At 73.5% G+C, this 20,567-nt stretch carries 15 protein-coding genes and 1 tRNA gene; 4 read left to right on the plus strand and 12 right to left on the minus strand.

The annotated features are described in order from the left end of the window. Nucleotides 1–105: 105 nt before the first annotated feature. The 4 genes from H1226_RS24995 to eno form a co-directional block, all read right to left on the minus strand. Complete coding sequence (locus H1226_RS24995) at nucleotides 106–1,818, minus strand: lytic transglycosylase domain-containing protein (protein WP_258343305.1); 1,713 nt, start codon at nucleotides 1,816–1,818, stop codon at nucleotides 106–108. A 316-nt stretch (nucleotides 1,819–2,134) separates the two neighbouring features. Further along, the gene (locus H1226_RS25000) at nucleotides 2,135–2,632 is read right to left on the minus strand and encodes a DUF501 domain-containing protein (RefSeq protein WP_258343306.1); all 498 of its coding nucleotides are present in this window, start codon (nucleotides 2,630–2,632) and stop codon (nucleotides 2,135–2,137) included. Nucleotide 2,633: 1 nt separating this feature from the next. Beyond that, nucleotides 2,634–3,185 (minus strand): FtsB family cell division protein, encoded by a 552-nt coding sequence (locus tag H1226_RS25005; protein WP_258343307.1) that lies wholly within the window; start codon nucleotides 3,183–3,185, stop codon nucleotides 2,634–2,636. Between the two features lie 56 nt (nucleotides 3,186–3,241). Then, nucleotides 3,242–4,528: a phosphopyruvate hydratase gene (gene eno, locus H1226_RS25010; protein WP_224958899.1), complete on the minus strand. Its 1,287-nt coding sequence runs from the start codon at nucleotides 4,526–4,528 to the stop codon at nucleotides 3,242–3,244. A gap of 278 nt (nucleotides 4,529–4,806) precedes the next feature. On the opposite strand from eno, the gene H1226_RS25015 reads away from it, so the two are divergent. Next, nucleotides 4,807–5,184, plus strand: coding sequence for a tetratricopeptide repeat protein (locus H1226_RS25015; protein WP_224958898.1), 378 nt, complete (start codon nucleotides 4,807–4,809; stop codon nucleotides 5,182–5,184). A 10-nt stretch (nucleotides 5,185–5,194) separates the two neighbouring features. Here the strand turns inward: H1226_RS25015 and H1226_RS25020 are convergent, their stop codons facing one another. The 6 genes from H1226_RS25020 to mfd form a co-directional block, all read right to left on the minus strand. Continuing rightward, entirely contained in the window at nucleotides 5,195–6,013 is an 819-nt protein-coding gene (locus H1226_RS25020) for a lytic transglycosylase domain-containing protein (protein WP_258343308.1), read from the minus strand. Between the two features lie 81 nt (nucleotides 6,014–6,094). Continuing rightward, nucleotides 6,095–6,907: a lytic transglycosylase domain-containing protein gene (locus H1226_RS25025; RefSeq protein WP_258343309.1), complete on the minus strand. Its 813-nt coding sequence runs from the start codon at nucleotides 6,905–6,907 to the stop codon at nucleotides 6,095–6,097. Between the two features lie 146 nt (nucleotides 6,908–7,053). Then, nucleotides 7,054–8,166 (minus strand): MazG family protein, encoded by a 1,113-nt coding sequence (locus H1226_RS25030; RefSeq protein WP_258343310.1) that lies wholly within the window; start codon nucleotides 8,164–8,166, stop codon nucleotides 7,054–7,056. Nucleotides 8,167–8,405: 239 nt separating this feature from the next. Next, complete coding sequence (locus H1226_RS25035) at nucleotides 8,406–9,335, minus strand: SurA N-terminal domain-containing protein (protein WP_258343313.1); 930 nt, start codon at nucleotides 9,333–9,335, stop codon at nucleotides 8,406–8,408. A 63-nt stretch (nucleotides 9,336–9,398) separates the two neighbouring features. Beyond that, nucleotides 9,399–10,925: an LCP family protein gene (locus H1226_RS25040; RefSeq protein ID WP_258343315.1), complete on the minus strand. Its 1,527-nt coding sequence runs from the start codon at nucleotides 10,923–10,925 to the stop codon at nucleotides 9,399–9,401. A gap of 341 nt (nucleotides 10,926–11,266) precedes the next feature. Then, the gene (mfd, locus tag H1226_RS25045) at nucleotides 11,267–14,887 is read right to left on the minus strand and encodes a transcription-repair coupling factor (protein ID WP_258343317.1); all 3,621 of its coding nucleotides are present in this window, start codon (nucleotides 14,885–14,887) and stop codon (nucleotides 11,267–11,269) included. A 247-nt stretch (nucleotides 14,888–15,134) separates the two neighbouring features. Here mfd and H1226_RS25050 point away from each other — a divergent pair, with 247 nt between their 5' ends. Beyond that, a complete protein-coding gene (locus H1226_RS25050; RefSeq protein WP_258343318.1) occupies nucleotides 15,135–16,322 on the plus strand; it encodes a PQQ-dependent sugar dehydrogenase in 1,188 nt (395 codons plus the stop codon). Nucleotides 16,323–16,337: 15 nt separating this feature from the next. Here H1226_RS25050 and H1226_RS25055 read toward each other — a convergent pair whose 3' ends face one another. Beyond that, nucleotides 16,338–16,934 (minus strand): TetR/AcrR family transcriptional regulator, encoded by a 597-nt coding sequence (locus H1226_RS25055; protein WP_224958623.1) that lies wholly within the window; start codon nucleotides 16,932–16,934, stop codon nucleotides 16,338–16,340. Between the two features lie 265 nt (nucleotides 16,935–17,199). Beyond that, nucleotides 17,200–18,165, minus strand: a complete 966-nt coding sequence (locus H1226_RS25060; RefSeq protein WP_224958610.1) for an acyl-CoA desaturase — start codon at nucleotides 18,163–18,165, stop codon at nucleotides 17,200–17,202. 307 nt (nucleotides 18,166–18,472) lie between these two features. Between H1226_RS25060 and H1226_RS25065 the strand changes: the two genes are divergently transcribed. Together H1226_RS25065 and H1226_RS25070 are read left to right on the plus strand one after the other, a co-directional pair. Next, nucleotides 18,473–18,543, plus strand: a tRNA-Gln gene (locus H1226_RS25065). 127 nt (nucleotides 18,544–18,670) lie between these two features. Then, a complete protein-coding gene (locus tag H1226_RS25070) occupies nucleotides 18,671–20,374 on the plus strand; it encodes a GGDEF domain-containing protein (RefSeq protein ID WP_224958609.1) in 1,704 nt (567 codons plus the stop codon). Nucleotides 20,375–20,567 lie beyond the last annotated feature (193 nt).

Here is a 20,567-nt window from a genome sequence, read left to right on the forward strand (position 1 = left end):
CGGACCGGCACCGGCCGGGTGAACGACTTCCGCCGCCGGTCAGGCGGTGCGGACCGACCGGTCCACCCTCGGGCGAGGTTCGAGCTCACTCACCTGATCGGATGATCATGGGCGGGGCTTGAAGTCGGCGGGCACCTCGCACGCCTGCAGCGGACCGGTGGACGCGGGCCGCACGAGCACGACCTCGCCGGGCTTCGCCTCCCCCGGATCGCTCGTGCCCGCCTCCAGCCGAGGGGCGGCGGTCTCCCCGCCGCGCGGGACGAACCGGCCTTCGTCGAGCGCGCCGACCTCGCACGGGTCCAGGACGCCCGCGGCCTCCGGGAACGTCGAAGAGACCGGGGTGCTTGGTTCGGTCGGGTCGGTGCTCGGCCGGGAGGTCGGCTCCGAGGTCGCGGACCCGGGCGGGCGCGTTCCGGCCGTGGGTCGCCCTGGGTCGGCGGACGGCGGGGCGGTGCTCGACGGGACCTCGTCCGGGTTCGAGGGTTCCCCCGTCGCGGACGGCCGGGACGGCTCCTCGCTGGACGGCTGGGCGCCGGAGCTCGGGCCGGGGTCGCTCGGTTCGTCCGACGCCGGGGCACCGGGTTCCGTCGGGGTCGGACCGGCGGACGGCGGCGCATCGGACGGCGGGGCGTCCGAAGGCGGCCGGTCCGAAGGCGGCCGGTCCGAAGGCGGAGTCGAGCCGGACGTCGGCGGGGCGGACGGGTCCTCCGGGTCCGAGCTCTCCGCGGGCGCGGGTGCGGGCGAGGTCGCACCGTCCTCCGGCGCCGGCTCGTCCGGCCGCCCCGGTTCCGGCGGTGCGTCCGCACCGGGGTCCGCGGTCGACGCCCCCGGCCAGGTGGGCCGCGCGGCCTCGTCCGGCGCGGGCGGCGCGCCGGGTGACGGCGGGGTCAGTGCCGACGCGCCCGAGCCGGGCTCCGGCGGCGCGGCGATCACCTGCTCCGGCCGGGCCGCGGGCAACCTGCTGCCCGCGAGCACGTCGCGCCCGTCGGGTTCCGGCAGCGGCTCCACCGGCTGCGGGAACGCGCCGTCCGCGTAGGCGTCGGCCCAGGTCAGCACCGTGCGCACGTAGTCGTCGGAGTGGTTGTAGCGGAACACCGCCTCCGCCAGCGCCCGCGGTTCCCGCAGGTCTCCACCGGCGCTGCACAGGTAGGCGCCCGCGGTGGCCGCCGCGTCGTGCACGTTGTGCGGGCTGAGCTCGCCGTCGTCGTTGCCGTCGAGGGCGTACTCGTTCCAGGTGCCGGGGATGAACTGCATGGCGCCGACGGCGCGGTCCCACACCGGGTCGCCGTCCAGGCTGCCGCCGTCGGTGTCCGGGATGGCGGCGACGCCGGGTCCGCCGCTGAGCCGGGGCCCGAGGATCGCGGAGAGGGTGTTGCCGTCGACGTCGACCTCGCCTCCGCGGGCGTGCGCGGATTCGATGCGGCCGATGGAGGCGAGTACCGACCAGTGCACGCCGCAGCCCGGGTGCGTGCCGACGAGCCGGTCGGCGGCACCGACGTAGGCGGCCATCATCGGCTCGGGGATGTCGAGTCGTCCGCTGGGCTGGTCGTCCGGCAAACCGGACAGGCGCTGCGGCCGGCCCGCGAGGTCGAGCAGTTCGGTGCTGGGTTCGCGGGTCTGCGGCAGGTGCCCGCTGGCTCCGTAGAGCCCGCTGTCCGGGGCGGATTCGGCGCGCCCGTCGCGCACGGTCGGCGGCGGCAGCGAGAGCAGGGTGCTGGAGGCGGCGACGAGGAGCAGCGTGGGGGTGAGCGCGGTCGCGGCGCGCCACCGGCGCCGGTTCCGGCGGCGAGCGGTGGGACGGGTGTTGCGAACTGCCACGGTGCCTCCAGCCCCCACGAGATCGTCCGCGCTCGGGGCATCGCCACCGGCGCTGGATCCGTCACCACGGTGGCACGAAGCGGCGCGTCACGACTCTTGCGCTCACTCCATCGAGTGGCATTAATAGCAGCTTCGATCATGCTCTGTGATCAAGCCAGCTGATCGAACACGATGGAGTGGATCTCCGCAGGTCGAGACCCCGCCGCACGCGGTTCCGCCGGCACTGCGCGAGAGGCACCGCCCCAGGAGTGAGTGCTCCGGCGACGCGCGCCGCCGCCCCGCGACCGCAGCGGGCCGGGGGACGACGCGCAACCGATCAGCCCGCGGGCTCGGGCGCCTTCTCCGGCCAGCGGCGCTCGATGATCTCCAGCGCCTCGTCGCCGAACGGGTTCACCCCGGGCCCCTTGGCCAGCGAGTGCGCCACGTGGACGTGCAGGCACTTCACCCGGTCCGGCATGCCGCCCGCCGTGACCCGGGTACCCAGCGACTCGATCGCGTCCCGCTCCGCCAGGTAGGACTCGTGCGCGGCGCGGTAGCGCTCCGCCAGCTCCGGGTCCTCGCCGAGCCGGTCCTGCATCTCGCGCATCAACCCCTCGGCCTCCAGCGTGGAGCAGTGCGCCACCAGCCGCGGCGAGGTCAAGTAGTACAGGGTCGGGAACGGCGTGCCGTCCTCCAGGCGCGGGTGCGTCTGCACCACGGCCGGCTCCCCCGCCGCGTCGCGCGCCGCCACCGCGCGCAGCCCGCGCGGCGGTCGGCCCAGCTGGCGGGCGATGCTGTCGCGGTCGCTCGCGGCGACCGCCGAAGTGTTGCTCACGTCAGTTCCCTGTCAGCGACTTCCACAGATCCGAGTACCAGGCGCCGTCCTCCTCCGGTTCCGGCGCCGTGGGCGGCGTGGCCGGTCGGCCGGGCAGGTCCACGATGTACGGCGTCTCCCCGGGCCGCACGTACCCCAGCCGGGAGCGGGCCTCGGCCTCCACCCGCTCCGGGTCGGAAAGCTGCGCCTTGCGCAGTTCCAGTTCGCGCACCTGCTGGACGAGCTCGGTGCGCTGCTGCTCCTGCGCGGCGAGTTCACCGCGCTGGCTCAGGTAGGTGCGCAGCGGCACGGACACGCTCAGCGCCATCGCGCACAGCAGCAGCGCCAGCAGCGCCGCCCGCCGCGTCGAGGAGAGCTTGAACGCGCCCGCGGTCTCCGAGCGGGATCCGGTCTTCGACCGCGGCCGGGAACCCGACTGGGCTCCCGGCCGCGTCCCGGACCGCTTCGCGGTGGTCTGCGCCTCCGAACGGCGGCGCGCACCGTTCCCGCGCGTCGACGAGGAACCGTCCCCGCGACGGCGCTGCTGTCGATCAGAAGATCGCCCGCTCGGCATCGTCCGCACCCGTCGTCGTGGTCACCCGGCCTCGCGGACCGCTGGTGACCAGGATGTCACGCCTCCAGGTTGAGCCGCGGGAAAGCCAGCTCACCCGCGTAGCGGGCGGCGTCCCCGAGCGCTTCCTCGATGCGCAGCAGCTGGTTGTACTTGGCGACCCGCTCGCTGCGCGCCGGGGCACCGGTCTTGATCTGGCCGCAGCCGGTGGCCACCGCGAGGTCGGCGATCGTGGTGTCCTCGGTCTCGCCGGAGCGGTGGCTCATCATGCTCTTGTAGCCGCAGGAGTTCGCCAGGTTCACCGCGTCCAGCGTCTCGGACAGGGTGCCGATCTGGTTGACCTTCACCAGCAGCGCGTTGCCCGCGCGGCGGTTGATGCCCTCTTCGAGGCGCTCCGGGTTGGTGACGAACAGGTCGTCGCCGACCAGCTGCACCCGCTCGCCGAGCTCGCTGGTCAGCTGCACCCAGCCGTCCCAGTCGTCCTCGCCCAGCGGGTCCTCGATGGAGACCAGCGGGTAGTTGTCGAGCAGCTCGGTGTAGTAGCCGGTCATCTGCTCGGCGCTGCGCTTGGCCTTCTCGAAGGTGTAGGCGCCGTCCTCGAAGAACTCGGTGGCGGCGACGTCCAGCGCGAGCACGATGTCGGTGCCCAGCTTGAACCCGGCCTTGTCCACGGCCACCGCGATGAGGTCGAGGGCCTCGCGGTTGTTCGGCAGGTCGGGGGCGAAGCCGCCCTCGTCGCCGAGCCCGGTGGGCAGGCCCTTGGCCTTGAGCACCGACTTCAGCGCGTGGTAGGTCTCCGCGCCCCAGCGCAGCGCGTCGGAGAAGGAGTCCGCACCCACCGGCGCGATCATGAACTCCTGCACGTCCACCCCGGTGTCGGCGTGGGCGCCACCGTTGAGGATGTTCATCATCGGCACCGGCAGCACGTGCGCGTTGGGGCCGCCGACGTAGCGGAACAGCTCCAGGCCCGCCGAGTCCGCGGCGGCCTTCGCGACGGCCAGCGAGGCGCCGAGGATGGCGTTGGCGCCGAGCCGGGACTTGCCCGGGGTGCCGTCGAGGTCGACGAGCTTCTGGTCGACGACGCGCTGCTCGGTCGCGTCCAGGCCGGCCAGCTCCGGGCCGATCTCGTCGAGGACCGCTTCGACGGCCTTCTCGACGCCCTTGCCGCCGTAGCGCTCGGCGTCGCCGTCCCGCAGCTCGACCGCCTCGTGCTCACCGGTGGAAGCGCCCGACGGGACGGCCGCGCGGGCCAGCGTGCCGTCTTCCAGTGCCACTTCGACCTCGACGGTGGGGTTACCGCGCGAGTCCAGGATCTCGCGGGCGCCGACCTGTTCGATGATCGCCACGTGTGCTCCTAACCAGGGTTTGAGGTATGGGCGGCCCGCCCCGCCTCGCCCGTGCGCGCGAGCGGGCGCCGATCGCCCCACGACCGCCCCCGAGCCTATCGGTGGGCGCGAGGCCGGTGCGGCCGACTTCGCGCACGCCACACCGCGCACGTCCGCCGGAACGGCCGAGATCGCCCCGGTGGCCACGCGCGGTGATCGCCGGCGGCCTGGACGGGCCCCGGTGACATCCGCTCGGCCGTCGAGGAACACCGGGCTCGGCACGTACCGTTGAGCGGACCATGAGCAGCGAAGGCACCGTTGAAGCGTTCCGCCGGGCGGAGAGCCTGGTCGCCCAGCGCCGACCTTGGGAAGCTCTCCGCGCACTGCAACCCGTGCTCGACATCGCCGAGGACAAGCCCTCCGTCCAGCTGCTGCTGGGGAGGGCTTACCTGTTCACCGCCCAGTTCCGCCGGGCCGAGGCCGCGTTCCTGCGGGTGATCGAGCTCGATCCGTCCGACCACTACGCCCGGCTGGTGCTGGGCCGCACCCTGCAGCGGCAGGGACGGCTCCGGGAGGCGCGCAGCCAGGTCCAGCTGGCGGCCGTGATGAATCCGGACCCCGCCTACCAGGAGGCGCTGGGCGAGATCAACGCCCGGCTGGCCACCCGCGGTGGCTGAGCCCCGGGGTTCATCCCCGGCGGCTCGCGGCCGCCGAGTAGCTCTCCGCGATCGCGTACACCTTCTGCCCGTACTCCACCGAGTTGTTGTACGACATCACCGCGCCCCACCAGCCGGCGCCGGTGGTCAGATCGCGCCCGCTGGAGCACAGGTAGCGCGCCGCGGCCATCGCCGCGTCGTCCAGGTTCTGCGGGTCGCCGATCCCGTCGCCGTTGCCGTCGGTGGCCCACTTGCGCCAGGTGGACGGGATGAACTGCATCGGGCCGACGGCCCGGTCGTGCACCGGGTCGCCGTCGAGCGCCCCGCCGTCGGTGTCGCCGATGGCCCGCACGCCGGGAGTGCCGTCCAGCGGCACGCCGATGATCGGGCTGGAGGGCACCGCGTCGTCGCCGAGCACCCGGTTCCCGTAGCGCCCGTGGTTGGACTCGATGCGGCCGATCCCGGCGAGCATGGCCCAGGAGATGCGGCAGCCGGGCTGGTACTGGCGCATCGCCAGGTCCGCGTTGACGTAGGAGATCAGCGCTCGGGACGGCACGTCCGCCGAGGCGGCGACGTGATCGGCCCATTCCCGCACCGGGTCTTCGCCCGCGGGCGCGGACTGCTGCGCGGGCTCGGGGACGAGTGGCGCGGCGGAGCCGGGCAGCACCGGAGCGGGTTCCACCACGATCTGCTCGGGCGGTGGGCCGGCCGCGGGTGCGGCTTCGGGCCGGGTGAGGGTCGAGGCCAACGCGACCCCGGCGCCCATCGTGGCGACGAGGGCCAGCGCCACGGCCAGGCGTCCGACGGCGGCGGCCACTCCGCGCAGCCGGGAGGCGGTCGGGTCGGTCACGCGATCAGGCTACTTGCCGGTAGTCGCGAGAACTAGGAGCGAACACGAATCGACCATCCGCCCTCGGACGAGGGGATTCGATCAGTCGGTGCCGAAGAGGGTGCGGCTGGTCCTGCCGTAGTGGTCCGCGTGGTCGAGCACGTCCTGCCCGTAGTCGTGGCTCTCGTTGTAGTCGAGCAGCGCGACCCAGAACCGGTCCGGGTCCTGCAGGTCGCCGCCGACGGTGCACAGGTACTCCGCGGCGGCGAGCGCGGCGTCGTCGATGTCGTTGGGGTCGGCGACGCCGTCGCCGTCGGCGTCCACGGCCCACCGCTCCCAGGTGGTGGGGATGAACTGGAGGGGCCCGATGGCCCGGTCGAAGACGGGGTCGCCGTCGAGCCTGCCGCCGTCGGTGTCCTCGATGCGCTTGACGCCGTGGCTGCCGTCCAGCGGCAGGCCGATGATCGGGATGCTGGGTCTGCCGGTCTCGTCGAGGCGGGCGCCGCCGTAGCGGCCGTGGCTGGATTCGATGGCGCCGATCCCGGCGAGGGTGGTCCAGCCGAGCCCGCAGCCGGGGTGGCTCTGCGCGACGGCTCCGGCGGCGTAGCCGTAGGCCTGCAGGGCGGCGCGGGGGATGTTGAGCTCGTCGGACATCGATTCGGCCCAGGCGGTGAGCTGCAGCTGGGGCCGTTCCGTGGTCGGCAGCGGCGGGCCACCTTCGGGCAGCACCCGGACCGGGGGCGGGTCGACGCCGCCGTCGGGGGGCGCCACCGCGGGCGGGGGGACGGCCTGCACGCTGGGTCGGACCTGCTCGGGTTCGCGGTCCGGCTCGGTGCCGCACGAGACGAGCAGCGCGATCATCGGTACCACTCCGGCGAGCCGCCACGACCTGCTCGTGCTGAGTTGCTGCGACACGAATGCCCTCCCTCTCCCACTCCAGTGTGCACGTACCGGATCAACGCCCGGGAGCGAACCGGACTTTTCGCTCGCCGCCGCGCGGGCACCGCCCGGATCAACGAGTGCGGGGGTGCCGCGGTGCGGGCGGACGGCCGCCCACCGCTTCAGTCCACAGTGGACTTGTTGTGATCGTTCCCGCTGGTCGCACCGCCACGGCTCCAGTAGGAGGCCCACTGCTCCGAGGTGAGCCGGTGCGGATCGCGCCCGTCGGCCCGCGCCGCGGCCTCCGCCGCCCGCACGCGCCCGTCGAAGTCCAGCGCGGCGGCGCGCAGCTCGTCCTCCGGATCACCGCCGTCCAGCCTGGCGCGGGCGACCAGCTCGAACAAGCCCGCCCCCGGTGATCCGGCGGCGGTGAGCAGCTCGCGCGGCACTCCGGCGCGGTCGGCGCGGTTCACCAGCTTTGCCGCCAGCGCGGCGGCGGGCTGCCCGGTGGCCACGCCGTCCAGGACGGACTCGCGCTGCTTCTCCCGCTGCTTCAGCTCGTCCCAGCGCAGCTGCTGGGACTCGGCGTCGTGCACCGAACCCGCCTCGGTGAACACCTGCGGGTGCCGGGACACCAGCTTGCCGACCAGGTCGGCGGCGACCTCGTCCACCCCGAACGGTTCCGCGCCGTCCTCGGCCGCGATCCGCGCGTGGAACAGCACCTGCAGCAGCACGTCCCCCAGCTCTTCGCGCAGCGACGCCCGGTCCCGCTGGTCGATCGCGTCCAGCAGCTCGTAGGTCTCCTCCACCAGGTAGCGGCGCAGCGAGTCGTGGTCCTGCTCCGCGTCCCACGGGCAGCCGCCCGGCGAGCGCAGCCGGTCCATCACCGCCACCGCGTCCAGCAGTTCCGCACCCACCGGTGGTTGCGCGCCGAGCAGGGCCGCACCCGCTTCCAGCAGCGCCGCCGCCTGCGCCGAGTGCACGTCCGGGGCGAACAGCACCACCGGTTCGCGCTCGGCCCCGGCCAGCAGCTCCGGCACGTCGGGCGTTCCCGGGTCGTCCAGCGCGGAGACCGTGGCGGGCGGGAGTCCCGGCACCGCGTGCACCGCGGCGGCGCGGCGCAGCGCGGGCACCGCCGCCGCCGGGATCACGTCCCCGAGGCGGTCGTCCACGACCACCACCGCCGTTCCGGGCGCCACCGTCCCGAGGTCCGGGAAGCGGGAGGTCGCGCCGGTTCCACCGGAACCGCTGGTGCGGTCGCCGGACCCCGGCGCCGCCGAACGTGCGTTGTGCATGGCGCGATTGTCCCAACCGCGCGGCCGTCCTCCGCCGCAGTGCTCGATCCATGCCGCGGAGGTTGCCGGGGAGCCCGCCCGCACCCCCGTCCGACACACCGGCGCATCACCCGGTACGGGTGATCTTCGGCGACGCGCGCCGCGAAGATCACCCGTTCGGCCGCAGCCGGGGCATCGGCACCGCGGCGCCCCGCCCGGCCGGCGGTGCGGACGCGGGACGGCGACCGCCCGATCCGCCGTCAGGAACGCGCGCCGGGCAGGACGATCCCGGTGGTCTCGTCCGCGTTCGGCGCCGCCGACAGGCCCAGCTCGTCCCACACGCCGTAGCGCGGGCTCAGCTCGACCCCGACCTGCTGGGCGGTGACCCGCAGCAGCTGGTCGCCCAGGGCCTGCATCTTCATCTCGTCCGCTCCGGCGGCGCTCGGCGCGGGCGGCGGCGGGCCCACCTCGCGGCGCTTGATCCGCACCACCGTCCACTGCCCGGACTGCGGCTGCAGCTCGAACGCCATCGCCGTGCCGGTGCGCGCGCCGAACAGCGGGGTGCCCGCCGCCAGGTCGGGCACGTCGGCGGAGCGCAGCCGCTGGTCGGCGGCGGCACCCGTCCCGGATTGCCGGTCCTCGGCGACGAGCGCGGCCGATTCCGCGTCACCGCCCGCCATCCGCCGCACCTTCTCCTCGGCTTCGCGGCGGTTCACCGCGGAGGTGACGTCGTAGACGACCGACAACCGGTCCACGTACTTGCGGCCCAGCTCGGCCGCGAGCAGCCGGCTGCGCACCACGTCCTGGATGTCGCTCTCGGTGTAGATCTGGCCCTCGCTGGCGGCCTGCGGACCACCGGCCGAGTCGATGACGTCGGCGACCCGCCGCTCGTCCACGTCCAGGTCCTCGGTCCGCGCGGCCTGCTTCATCAGCTCGCGGCGCACCAGGTCGGCGGCCATCCGGCGGCTGAGCTCGCCGAGCATGCCCTGCTCGGACAGCTGCGCCTTCGCCTCGGGCTCCTTGTCCAGGACCGCGCGGTAGCGGCTCTGCACCTCGTTGACCGGGATCCGCGCCTCCCCGACGAACGCCGCGGCACCCGCCTTGCCCGGTTCGACACCGCAACCGGCGAGCAGTGCGCAGCAGAGCAGGATCAACGCGAGCGGGCGGACCCGGTGCATGGCGGAACTCACAGCGATCACCCTCTCACGAGATCATCGCAGGGTGAAACCTCCGCCCGCCGGGTCCGGCCCCGGTCAGTTCACGCAGGGCACGCCGCCCGCGGTGATCGGCTGCTCCGGCTCCTGCGCGAGCCGCAGTCCGTCCAGCCGCAGCGCCTTCGCACCGGCGAAGTTCACCGCACCCGGACCGTCGTAGTCCGCGCCGAGGTACACCTCGACGGTGCCCGCCGGGACGGATCCGCTGGTGCGCACCGGGATTCCGCCGAGCGCCGCCGCGACCTGCTCCCCCGCGTCCTGCTCGCCCGCGGCGACCCGCACCGAGGAGGAGCTCGCCGACGCCGCGTTGCCCGTCGACCCGGTGCCGAAGCCCTGCGCCGCCAGGTGGTTCGCCACGCCCGCGGCCAGGCCGGTGATGCCGGAGGCGTTGTAGACGTCCACGGAGACCTCCGCCGGGGAGCTCGACTCGGAGGTCTCGGGCTGCGCCTCCGGCGACCGCTCGGCCTGCTGGCGCACCGCGCGTTCTTGCGGGGACAGCAGCAGGTTCGCCACGAACCGGTGCACCTCGTCCTCGTCGGCCTGCACGTCTTCGCGCCCGGACGGGCCGACGAGCTCCACCGGGATGGTGTGGAAGTCGATGTCGCCGCCCGCGATGCCCTGCATCTGCTGCGCGAATTCCATGATGTCCCAGCCGGAATCGACCACCACCGACTTCTGCAGCGCCCCGATCAGCTCGCCGAGCCGCACCGGGTTGCCCAGCGTGCCCGCGGACAGGATCTTGTTCGCCAGCCCGGACATGAACACCTGCTGGCGCACCACCCGGTCCAGGTCGTAGTTCGGCAGGCCGTAGCGCTGGCGGACGAAGGCCAACGCGTCCGCGCCTTCGACCGTCTGACGCCCGGCGGGGAACACCGCGCCGGAGTGCGCGCTGTCGTCCACCGCCTCGTTCAAGCACACCTCGACGCCGCCCACGGCCTTGGTGACGTCGTAGAACCCCAGCAGGTTGACCTCGGCGTAGTGGTCGATGCTGGCGCCGGAGAGCTCTTCGATCGTTTTGATCAGGAACTTCTGGCCTTCGGCCTTGGATTGCAGTTCCAGCTGCTTGGGGTCGGTGACGCCGTCCTGTTCGAGGCGGTGGCGGGCTTCGCTCTTGGCGCGGCCGAGGGCGGAGTTGAGCTTCTGCTCGCCGTAGCCGTTGCCGAGTTCGACCATGGTGTCGCGGGGGAAGGACACGGCGCTGGCGCGTTGCCCGCCGTTGGGGATGCGCACCAGGATCATCGTGTCGGTGAGGTCGCCGCCCTCGTCGTCGGTGGTGCGCAGTTCCTTGAGGACCTCTTCGGGCAGCGGGTTCCCGTCGGCGTCGGTGCGGCTGTCGTTGCCGACCAGCAGCACGTCGGTCGCACCGTCCGGCGAGTTCAGGCCGCTGCCGATGACATCGCTGCCGGAGAGCCCGCCGGTGACCCCGTTGAGGGCGCCCCACGCGTAGGCGCTGCTCCCCAGGACCGCCACCGACAGCAGGGCGATCACCGTGCGCCCGAAGAACTTCCGCGCGCGGCGCGGCCTGCGCGGGCGAGGTGTTTCGCGGGGAACGACGGGGTGCCGCACGGTCGTCGCCTCGCCGGGACGGGACGGCCCCGGACGAGCATTCCTCGGTCGCTGCGGTCCTCGTGCACGATCCACGCCCTCGTCCTCTCCCCGCCCCTGCAACACCAGGAGGCGCGCCGACCGGCGCGGCCACCTACGAGTTCAGACGCGCCACGGCCGAGCGGGTTGCCTCCCGGCACCGCACGACCACCGATCAGACCCCGGACCACCGGCGGGAGCGGAGCGCTCGCGAACGCGCGCCGATCATGCCCTGGCGCGCGCACCACCGCCAGCAGAACCGCCGGGCACGCACCCGTCCGGCCGAGCGGAACGCACCGCGCGGCAGCGGGTTCAGGGCGCGGTCAGCCCACCGGCGCGGGTCGACCGGCGAGCGAGGTCAGCAGGGTCGCGCACCACTCCAGCAGCGCCTCGTCCCGCAGCGGCGGCGCGCCGATCCGCCCGCCCGCGGCTCCTTCGGTCGGCCGCGGCACGGACACGGTGCGGACCGTCGCCTTGTACACCGCCTTCGGGTAGAGCCGCTTGAGCCGCATCTGCTGCGAGTCGGCCAGTTCCAGCGGCGCCACCCGCAACGAGGAGCCCTGCAAGGTCACCTCGGTGACGCCGTGTTCCCGGCACACCTGGCGGAACGCGGCGACCTTCAGCAGTCGCTCCACCGGTTCCGGCAGCGGACCGTAGCGGTCCTCCAGCTCGGCGCGCACCGCGTCCAGCGCGGCCTGGTCCCCGGCCGCCGCGATCTTCCGGTAGGCCTCCAGCCGCAACCGCTCCCCCGGCACGTAGTCGTGCGGGATGTGCGCGTCGACCGGCAGGTCCACCCGCACCTCGGCGAGCTCCTGCTCCAGGTCGGCGGTGCCCGCGCCCGCGTGCTGCTTGAACGCCTCCACGGCCTCGCCGACGAGCCGCACGTACAGGTCGAAGCCGACGCCCGCGATGTGCCCGGACTGCTCGGCGCCGAGGATGTTGCCCGCGCCGCGGATCTCCAGGTCCTTCATCGCCACCGCCATGCCCGCGCCCAGCTCCGAGTTCTGCGCGATCGTCGCGAGCCGGTCGTGCGCGGTGTCGGTGAGCGGCTTCTCGCCCGGGTACAGGAAGTACGCGTAGCCGCGCTCGCGGGCGCGCCCGACCCGGCCGCGCAGCTGGTGCAGCTGGGAGAGGCCGAGCATGTCGGAGCGCTCCACGATCAGCGTGTTCGCGTTGGAGATGTCCAGGCCGGTCTCGACGATCGTGGTGCACACCAGCACGTCGTGCTCGCGCTCCCAGAACCCCTGGATGATCTTCTCCAGGCGCTCCTCGTTCATCTGGCCGTGCGCGGTGACGATCCGCGCCTCCGGCACCAGCTCGCGCAGCGACCGGGCGGCCTTCTCGATCGTGGAGACCCGGTTGTGCACGAAGAACACCTGGCCGTCGCGCAGCAGCTCGCGGCGGATCGCGGCGCCGACCTGCTTCTCGTCGTAGGCGCCGACGTAGGTCAGCACCGGGTGCCGCTCCTCCGGCGGGGTCAGGATGGTCGACATCTCGCGGATGCCGGCCATGCTCATCTCCAGGGTCCGCGGGATGGGCGTCGCCGACATCGTCAGCACGTCCACGTGGGTGCGCAGCGCCTTGATGTGCTCCTTGTGCTCGACGCCGAAGCGCTGCTCCTCGTCGACGATGACCAGTCCGAGGTCCTTGTAGCGCACGCCGGTCTGCAGCAGCCGGTGCGTGCCGATCACGATGTCCACCGAACCGTCCGCGAGGCCCTGCAGCGTCTGCTCCGACTCCTGCGGGGTGGTGAACCGGGACAGGCCCTTGATGGTGACCGGGAAGGAGCGCATCCGGTCGGTGAAGGTGTTCAGGTGCTGCTGGGCGAGCAGCGTCGTCGGCACCAGCACCGCCACCTGCTTGCCGTCCTGCACGGCCTTGAACGCGGCGCGCACCGCGATCTCCGTCTTGCCGTAGCCGACGTCGCCGCAGATCACCCGGTCCATCGGGACGGCGCGCTGCATGTCGGCCTTCGCCTCGTCGATCGCGGCGAGCTGGTCCCCGGTCTCGGTGTAGGGGAACGCGTCCTCCAGCTCCCGCTGCCACGGGGTGTCCGGGCCGAACGCGTGGCCGGGCGCGGACTGGCGGGCGGCGTAGAGCTGCACGAGTTCGGCGGCGATCTCCTTGACCGCCTTGCGCGCCTTGGCCTTGGTGTTCTTCCAGTCGGAGCCGCCGAGCTTGTTCAGCGTCGGCAGCTCGCCGCCGACGTAGCGGGACACCTCGTCGAGCTGGTCGGTGGGCACGAACAGCCGGTCGCCGGGCTGGCCCCGCTTGCTGGAGGCGTACTCCAGCACCAGGTACTCGCGGGTGGCGCCGCCGACGGTGCGCTGCACCATCTCCACGTACTTGCCGATGCCGTGCTGCTCGTGGACGACGAAGTCACCGGCCTTCAGCGCCAGCGGGTCCACCGCGTTGCGCCGCCGCGAGGGCATCCGGCGCATGTCCTTCGTGGACGTACCGCCGCGGCCACCGGTCAGGTCGGTCTCGGTGAGCACCACCAGGCCCACGCCGGCGGCGGCGAAACCGTCCTCCAGGCCACCGCGCACCACGGTGATCACGCCGGTCTCGGGGGCCGCGGTCAGGCCGTCGGCGGCGTGGCGCACCGGCAGCTCGCCGTCCCGGAACTGCTGCACCGCGCGCTGCGCCGTCCCCTGGCCGGGCACCACCAGCACCGCGGCGCCGCCGGAGGCCGTGTGCGCGCGCAGGTCGGTGAAGGCCCGCTCCACCTCGCCGCGGTACGCCTCGACCTGCTTGAGGCCCAGGTGCACCACGCCGCGGTCCGCGCTGTCGCTGCTGAGCTGGGTCAGCGTCCACCACGGCAACCCGATATCCCGGGTCCGCTCCTCGACCTCCGCGAGGCCCCGGTAGGCCGAGGCGCCCAGGTCGATGGGGGCCTTGCCGCCATCGGCGGCGACCATCCAGGACGCCTCCAGGAACTCCTGGCCGGTGCGCACCAGGTCCGCGGCCCGCGCCCGCACCTTCTCCGGGTCGGACAGCAGCACGTGGGTGCCGTCCGGCACGAGTTCGGTGAGCAGCCGCATCTCGCCGTCGCACAGCGCCGGGATCAGCGCCTCCATGCCTTCGACGGCGGCGCCGCCCGCGATCTTGCCGAGCATCTCGGACAGGTGCGCGTCCGCCTCGTGCCGCCGGGCCAGCTCGGCCGCGCGCTCTGCCACCTCCGGGGTGATCAGCAGTTCGCGGCAGGCGGGGGCGTACAGCGCGGTGTCGGTGGCGTCCGGCAGCGAGCGCTGGTCGGCGACCGAGAACGGGCGGATCTCGGTGACCTCGTCGCCCCAGAACTCCACCCGCAGCGGGTGTTCCACGGTCGGCGGGAACACGTCCACGATGCCGCCGCGCACGGCGAACTCGCCGCGCTTCTCCACCATGTCCACGCGCGAGTAGGCGAGGCCGGCCAGCCGTTCCACCAGGTCCTCGAAGTCGTGCTCGTCGCCGAGCCGCAGCCGCACCGGGGCCAGCTCGCCCAGGCCGGGCGCGATCGGCTGGATGAGGCTGCGCACCGTGGTGACCAGCACCCGCACCGGGCCTTCGGCGTGCTCCTCGGGGTGCGCGAGCCTGCGCAGCACCGCGAGCCTGCGCCCGACCGTGTCCGCGCGCGGGGACAGCCGCTCGTGCGGCAGCGTCTCCCAGGACGGGAGCACCGCGATGCCGTCGGCGCCGAGCAGGTCCTCCAGCGCGGACGCGGTCTCGTCGGCCTCCCGGCCGGTCGCGGTCACCAGCAGCACCGGGGCCGCCGCACCGGTGTCGGCGGCGAGCGCCGCCGCGGCCAGCGGACGGGCGGCGACCGGGCCCTCCAGCACCAGGTGCGGCCGACCTGCCGCGGACACCACTTCGCGGAAGGTCTCCTCCCGCAGCAGCGCGTCGAGCAGCCCGTGCAGCGCGGCCGGAGCCGCGTCGGTCGCCGTGGCAGGACCAGCCTGGATCATCAGAATCCCTCGCACCGAGAACGGAAAGCGCACAGACCCGTCCCCGGGACGACTGCGTCCGAGTCCGGCGTGCGGGGGTCGGCGTCGCGACGGCTGAGCCGGGACCGGCTCTCCCCAGGCGGACCGGTTGCCGGGTGGCGGGAGTCGCCGTCCAGCCTACGACTCCGCACCGACGACGTCCGGTCGCCCCGCGCCGGCGGGGCGCGGACGGGCACGGCGGGTGCCCGGGCGGTGCCACACTGTGGCGATGCGCGCTAGCCGAGTCGCCGCCGTCGCCCTGGTCGTCCTGCTCGGCGCGTGCGGCGCCCCGGACGGCGCGCCACCGCCGCCGAGCACCCGCGCTCCGGACCCGGTGCCGTCCACGCTGCGGGTGGAGGTCCTCGGCGGCGGCTTGGAGCACCCGTGGGACCTCGGCTTCCTGCCCGACGGCACCGCGCTGGTGACGCAGCGGCCGGGACGGCTGGCGCTGCTCGCCGACACCAGTCCCGGGGCGCAGATCCGGCCGGTGCGCGCCGACCTCGGCGACGTGCTCGCCGAGGGCGAGGGCGGCCTGCTGGGGATGGTGGTGCACCCGGACTTCGCCGAGAGCAGGCGCTTCGTCACCTGCCAGACGCACCAGCGGGACGGGCGGGCGGTGGACGTGCGGCTGGTGACCTGGCGGCTCGCCGAGGACGGCGGCAGCGCCGAACGCGTCGGGCCGCCGCTGCTGGCGGGCCTGCCGGTGAACCCGGGTGGCAGGCACTCCGGCTGCCGCCCGGAGCTGGCCGCGGACGGCGCGCTGCTGGTCACCACCGGCGACACCGCCGACCCGGCCGCCGCGCAGGACCGCCGCGGGCTGGGCGGGAAGGTGCTGCGGATGGACCTGCGCACCGGTGCGCCGCTGCCCGGCAACCCCTTCCTGGACTCCCCGGACCCCGCCGAACGGTTGGTCTACAGCTACGGGCACCGCAACCCGCAGGGCATCGCGCAGCGCCCCGGCGGCCAGGTGTTCGTCGCCGAGCACGGGCCGGACTCCGACGACGAGCTCAACCTGCTGCGCCCGGGCGGCAACCACGGCTGGGACCCGTCGCGCGGCGGCGACTCCGATTCCTACGACGAGTCGGTGCCGATGACGGACCTGCGCCGGTTCCCGGACGCGGTGCCCGCGGTGTGGTCCTCGGGAGGGACGACAGAGGCGGTGTGCGCGGCCGCGTTCCTCACCGGGGGGACGTGGGGGCGGTTCGACGGGATGCTCGCGGTGACCGCGCTGAAGGGGTCGAAGCTGATGCTGTTCCGCCTCGCCCCGGACGGGTCGGTGCGGGAGGTGCTGGTGCCACCGGAGCTCGACGGCCTGCACGGCAGGCTCCGCGCCGCGCGGCTCGGCCCGGACGGCGCCCTCTACGTCACCACGTCCAACGGCACCGACGACCGGATCCTGCGCGTCACCTCGTCCTGACCCGCCGGACGGAGGTCAGCGCCAGGTGCCGAGCTTGGGCTTGTGCTCCAGGTTGGAGAGGCCGTTCCAGGCGATGTTGACCAGGTGCGCGGCCACGTCGTCCTTCTTCGGCTTGCGCGCCTCCAGCCACCACTGGCCGACCAGCGCCACCATGCCGACCAGCGCCTGGCTGTAGAGCGGTGCGAGCTTCGCGTCGTAGCCCTTCGCGCTGAACTGGAGCCCGAGGATGTGCTCGACCTGGCTGGCGATGTCGTTGAGCAGCGAGGAGAACGTGCCGGTGGTGGAGGCCACCGGCGAGTCGCGGACCAGGATGCGGAACCCGTCGGTGCAGGTGTCGATGTATTCGAGCAGCGCGCCCGCGGCCTGCTCCAGCAGCGCGCGGGGGTGCCCGGCCGAGAGCGCCGAGACGATGCGGTCCAGCAGGGCGCGCATCTCGCGGTCCACGACCACCGCGTAGATGCCTTCCTTGCCGCCGAAGTGCTCGTAGACGACCGGCTTGGACACGCCGGCCCGGTGCGCGATCTCCTCGATGGAGGCCGCTTCGAAGCCCTTCTCCGCGAACAGGGCCCTGGCCACGTCGAGCAGCTGCTGACGTCGTTCCTCACCGGTCATCCGGACTCGGGTGGTGCGGGCCGAACGCCGCCTGGTCTCCGAATCCGGCGAGTTCCGCTTGCGCCGTCCTGCTGCCACGCAGGTCACCCTATCCGTCGAGATCCGCCGAGGTGCGCACCTCCCCGATCGCGCGCGGCGCTGCGCACCCGGGGAGGGCGGGCGCGCGGCCGCGCGACGAGGAGGCCGGCCCGGCGGCACCCCCGCTAGGTCACCGGTCCGCGAGGACCGGCCCCGGCGAGGTTCCACCGCCGTGACCGCCGGAGGGTCAGCCCTTGTAGTCGGTGACCGCGATCCGGGCCAGCCGCTTCTCGTTCGGCCAGCGGACCTTCCAGGCCCAGCCGACCTTCTCGAAGAACCAGATCACCCGCGCCGAGATGTCCAGCTGCCCGCGCAGCACCCCGTGCCGGGCGCAGGTCGGGTCGGCGTGGTGGGAGTTGTGCCAGGACTCGCCGAACGACACGATCGCCAGCGGCCAGAAGTTCGCCGCCTTGTCGCGGCTCTTGAACGGGCGCTCGCCGATCATGTGGCAGATCGAGTTCACCGACCACGTGATGTGGTGCAGCAGCGAGACCCGCACCAGCCCGGCCCAGAAGAAGCCGGTCAGCGCGCCCCACCAGGACCAGGTGAGGAGCCCGCCGAGCACCGCGGGCAGCACCAGGCTCAGCGCGGTCCACAGCACGAAAAGGTTGTTCAGCTTGACCAGCCGCTCCTCCTTGTGCAGGTCGGGCGCGAACCGCTCCTCGTTGGTCATGTTCCGGTCGAACAGCCAGCCCATGTGCGCGTGCCAGAAGCCCTTGGCCAGCGCCCCCGGAGTGCTGCCGAAGCGCCACGGCGAGTGCGGGTCGCCGTCGCGGTCCGAGTAGGCGTGGTGCCGCCGGTGGTCGGCGACCCAGGTGATCACCGGGCCCTGCAGCGAGGTCATGCCCGCGATCGCGAGCGTGGCGCGCACCGGCCAGTTGGACTTGAACGAGCCGTGCGTGAACAGCCGGTGGAACCCGACGGTGACGCCGAGCCCGCTGAACACGTAGAAGAAGGCCGCGAGGCCGACGTCGACCCAGCCGAGGCCCCAGCCCCAGGCGAACGGGATCGCGGCGACGAGCGCGACGCACGGGATCAGGACGAACGCGTAGACGAAGAACTGGGCGAGTCGGGGACGGGCCCCCGCGGTGAGCGGCTTCGGCCCGGACTCGGCCCCGGAAGTCTCGGGGGCAACGTCGGTTGCTGCGGTCATACTCAGTACCTCTACTGGGTCAGGTGGCGGAAGAACGTGGTCGGCAGCGCCGGGAAAGCGGTGTCGGCCCCGCAGATCCTACGGGACCGTAACCTACGCCAGCGTAAGTTGGTGGATGCACAATCGTCACCCCCCGGCGACGGAAATGCGGCGTGTCGCTACCGCCCGGGCGTGTCCGGATCGTCGGTTCCGATCGTTCGTGCACCCGTGAGAACGATCACCCTGGACGGGCATGCCACGATGTCGACTGGGCGACCGCGGTCGGTCGGCGTGGCGGTAAGCTCTGGCGCCGGACCACATCGCCCGATCCGCCGTGGTGTAAAGGCAGCACCTCAGATTTTGGTTCTGATGGTCCAGGTTCGAGTCCTGGCGGCGGAGCAGCGGTCCCCGCGACGCCGTGCGCGATGTCCCGACGGGAACCGTGGTCGATCGCCGACCTCCCCGGCCCCGGCCGGGCTTGGATGCCAGCAGGGGGTGTGCGCCGCTGCGCGAGGACACGACGGACGTGCGCGACGATGCGGCAACCGCGCTGAGCGAGGTCAGCGACGCGTGGTTGGTCGGTCGCGCTCGCGAACTCAACGCCGTCGGCCAGAACAGCGACGCACTGGGCCAACGCGGCACCATCCGCGAAGCCGACGGCCTGCTCGCCGAGGCGCAGCGGCGCGGTGAACCCCGCATCGTCGCCCAGCTGCTGCGGCACTGCGCCGCGATGCGGCTGTCCTCCTCCGGGCTCGCGCACGGCGCCGAACCGCTGCTGGACGAACTCCTCACGCACAGCCGCAGGCACGGCCTGACCGTGCTGGAAGCCGACGCCTACGCGCTGCGCGGCAGGCGCGCGCTGCTCACCGGCAGCGAGGACAACGCGATCACCGAGGTCGCCAGCGGGCTCGCCATGCTGGAGGACGAACCCGTCCCGGACACCGCGCTGGGCAGGCGCTCCTGGGACCGGTTGCTGGCGACCGCGCTGATCGACCTGGGCTCGGTGCTCACCCAGCTCGGCGTGTACGAGACCGCGGACGAGGTGATGGCCCGCGCGCTGCACCGGATCCGGGAGAGCGGCGGCCCGCACGAGATAGCGCTGCACATGATGAACCGCTGCCGGATGTTCCTCGGCTGGGGTTTGCGGCTGGAGCGCATCGGCCAGCAGGACGCGGCGGGCGAGCGGTTCGCCACCGCCTCCGGGCTGGCGCTCGGCGTGGAGGTGCCGTGGCGGGAATCGCTGTTCCCCCGGCTCGCGGACCGCTCCGCCGCCGACCAGATCCCGGTGCTCGGCGCCGCGCACGCGCTCGCCCAGCCCGGCGAGGAGCACATCGAGCGGTTGCGGCGGCTGCGCTCGCTGGACCGGGCCATCCACCCGCGCGAGAAGATCATCGTGACGATCGCGCTGTCCCGCTGCCTGATCGGCGCGGGCCGGCGGTCGGAGGCGGTGCGGATGCTTTCCGACACCCGCTCCAAGGTCACCAGCGACGCCGCCGACCCCACGCTGCGGATCTCGCTCGCCCGCGAGTACGCGCAGCTCACCGAGCTCGACCAGGACCGGCCCACCAGCGATGCGGTGCACGACTACGTGCTGGACCTGGAGAACGAGCTGTGGGCGATGCGGGAAGGCCGCTACCTGACGCTGAGCACGCGGCTGGAGAACTCGCGGCTGAACCTGCGCCACGACGCGATCACCCAGCAGGCGCTGCAGGACCCGCTGACCGGGCTGTCCAACCGGCGGGCGCTGGACGAACGGCTGGACGCGCTGCTGGACTCCCCGGAGGCGCAGCCGCTGTCGGTGGCGCTGGTCGACCTGGACGGCTTCAAGGAGGTCAACGACCGCTGCTCGCACGCCGAGGGAGACGACGTGCTGCGGGTCGTGGCGAGCACGCTGCGGGACACGCTGCGGGTGGACGACTTCGTGGCCCGCTACGGCGGCGACGAGTTCGTGGTGCTGCTGCCCGGCGTGACGCTGGCCGCGGCCGAGTCGGCGCTGCGGCGGACGGTGGAGGCGATCGCGCGGCTGCCGAAGGCGCTGTCCCGCGGGGTGACGCTGTCGATCGGCGTGGTCGCGCGGCGACCGCAGGAGTCCGGCGCGCAGGTGCAGGCCCGCGCGGACGCGGCGATGTACCAGGCCAAGCGGGACGGCGGGAACCAGGTGGCCACGTTCGCGGTGGAGTCGTCGGGCGGCGACGACGAGGAGACCTGGATCCCGCCGCAGCCCCGCTGATGGTTCACCCGGACCGGCCCGGCCGATGCTCGTGCGTGCACTCTCCGTGAGCGACCCGTCCCCGGGCCTGGCAGTGGGGACCCGGCGGCCCGCAGCGCACCGCGACGTCGGCGACCACCCGCCACCGTTCCGCCCGATTGATCACAAAGCAGCAGTTCGGGACGGCCGCGACGTCCGGAGCGGGGTGGACCGG

Origin of the sequence: Saccharopolyspora gregorii (assembly GCF_024734405.1) — a bacterium.
Lineage (GTDB): Bacteria > Actinomycetota > Actinomycetes > Mycobacteriales > Pseudonocardiaceae > Saccharopolyspora_C > Saccharopolyspora_C gregorii.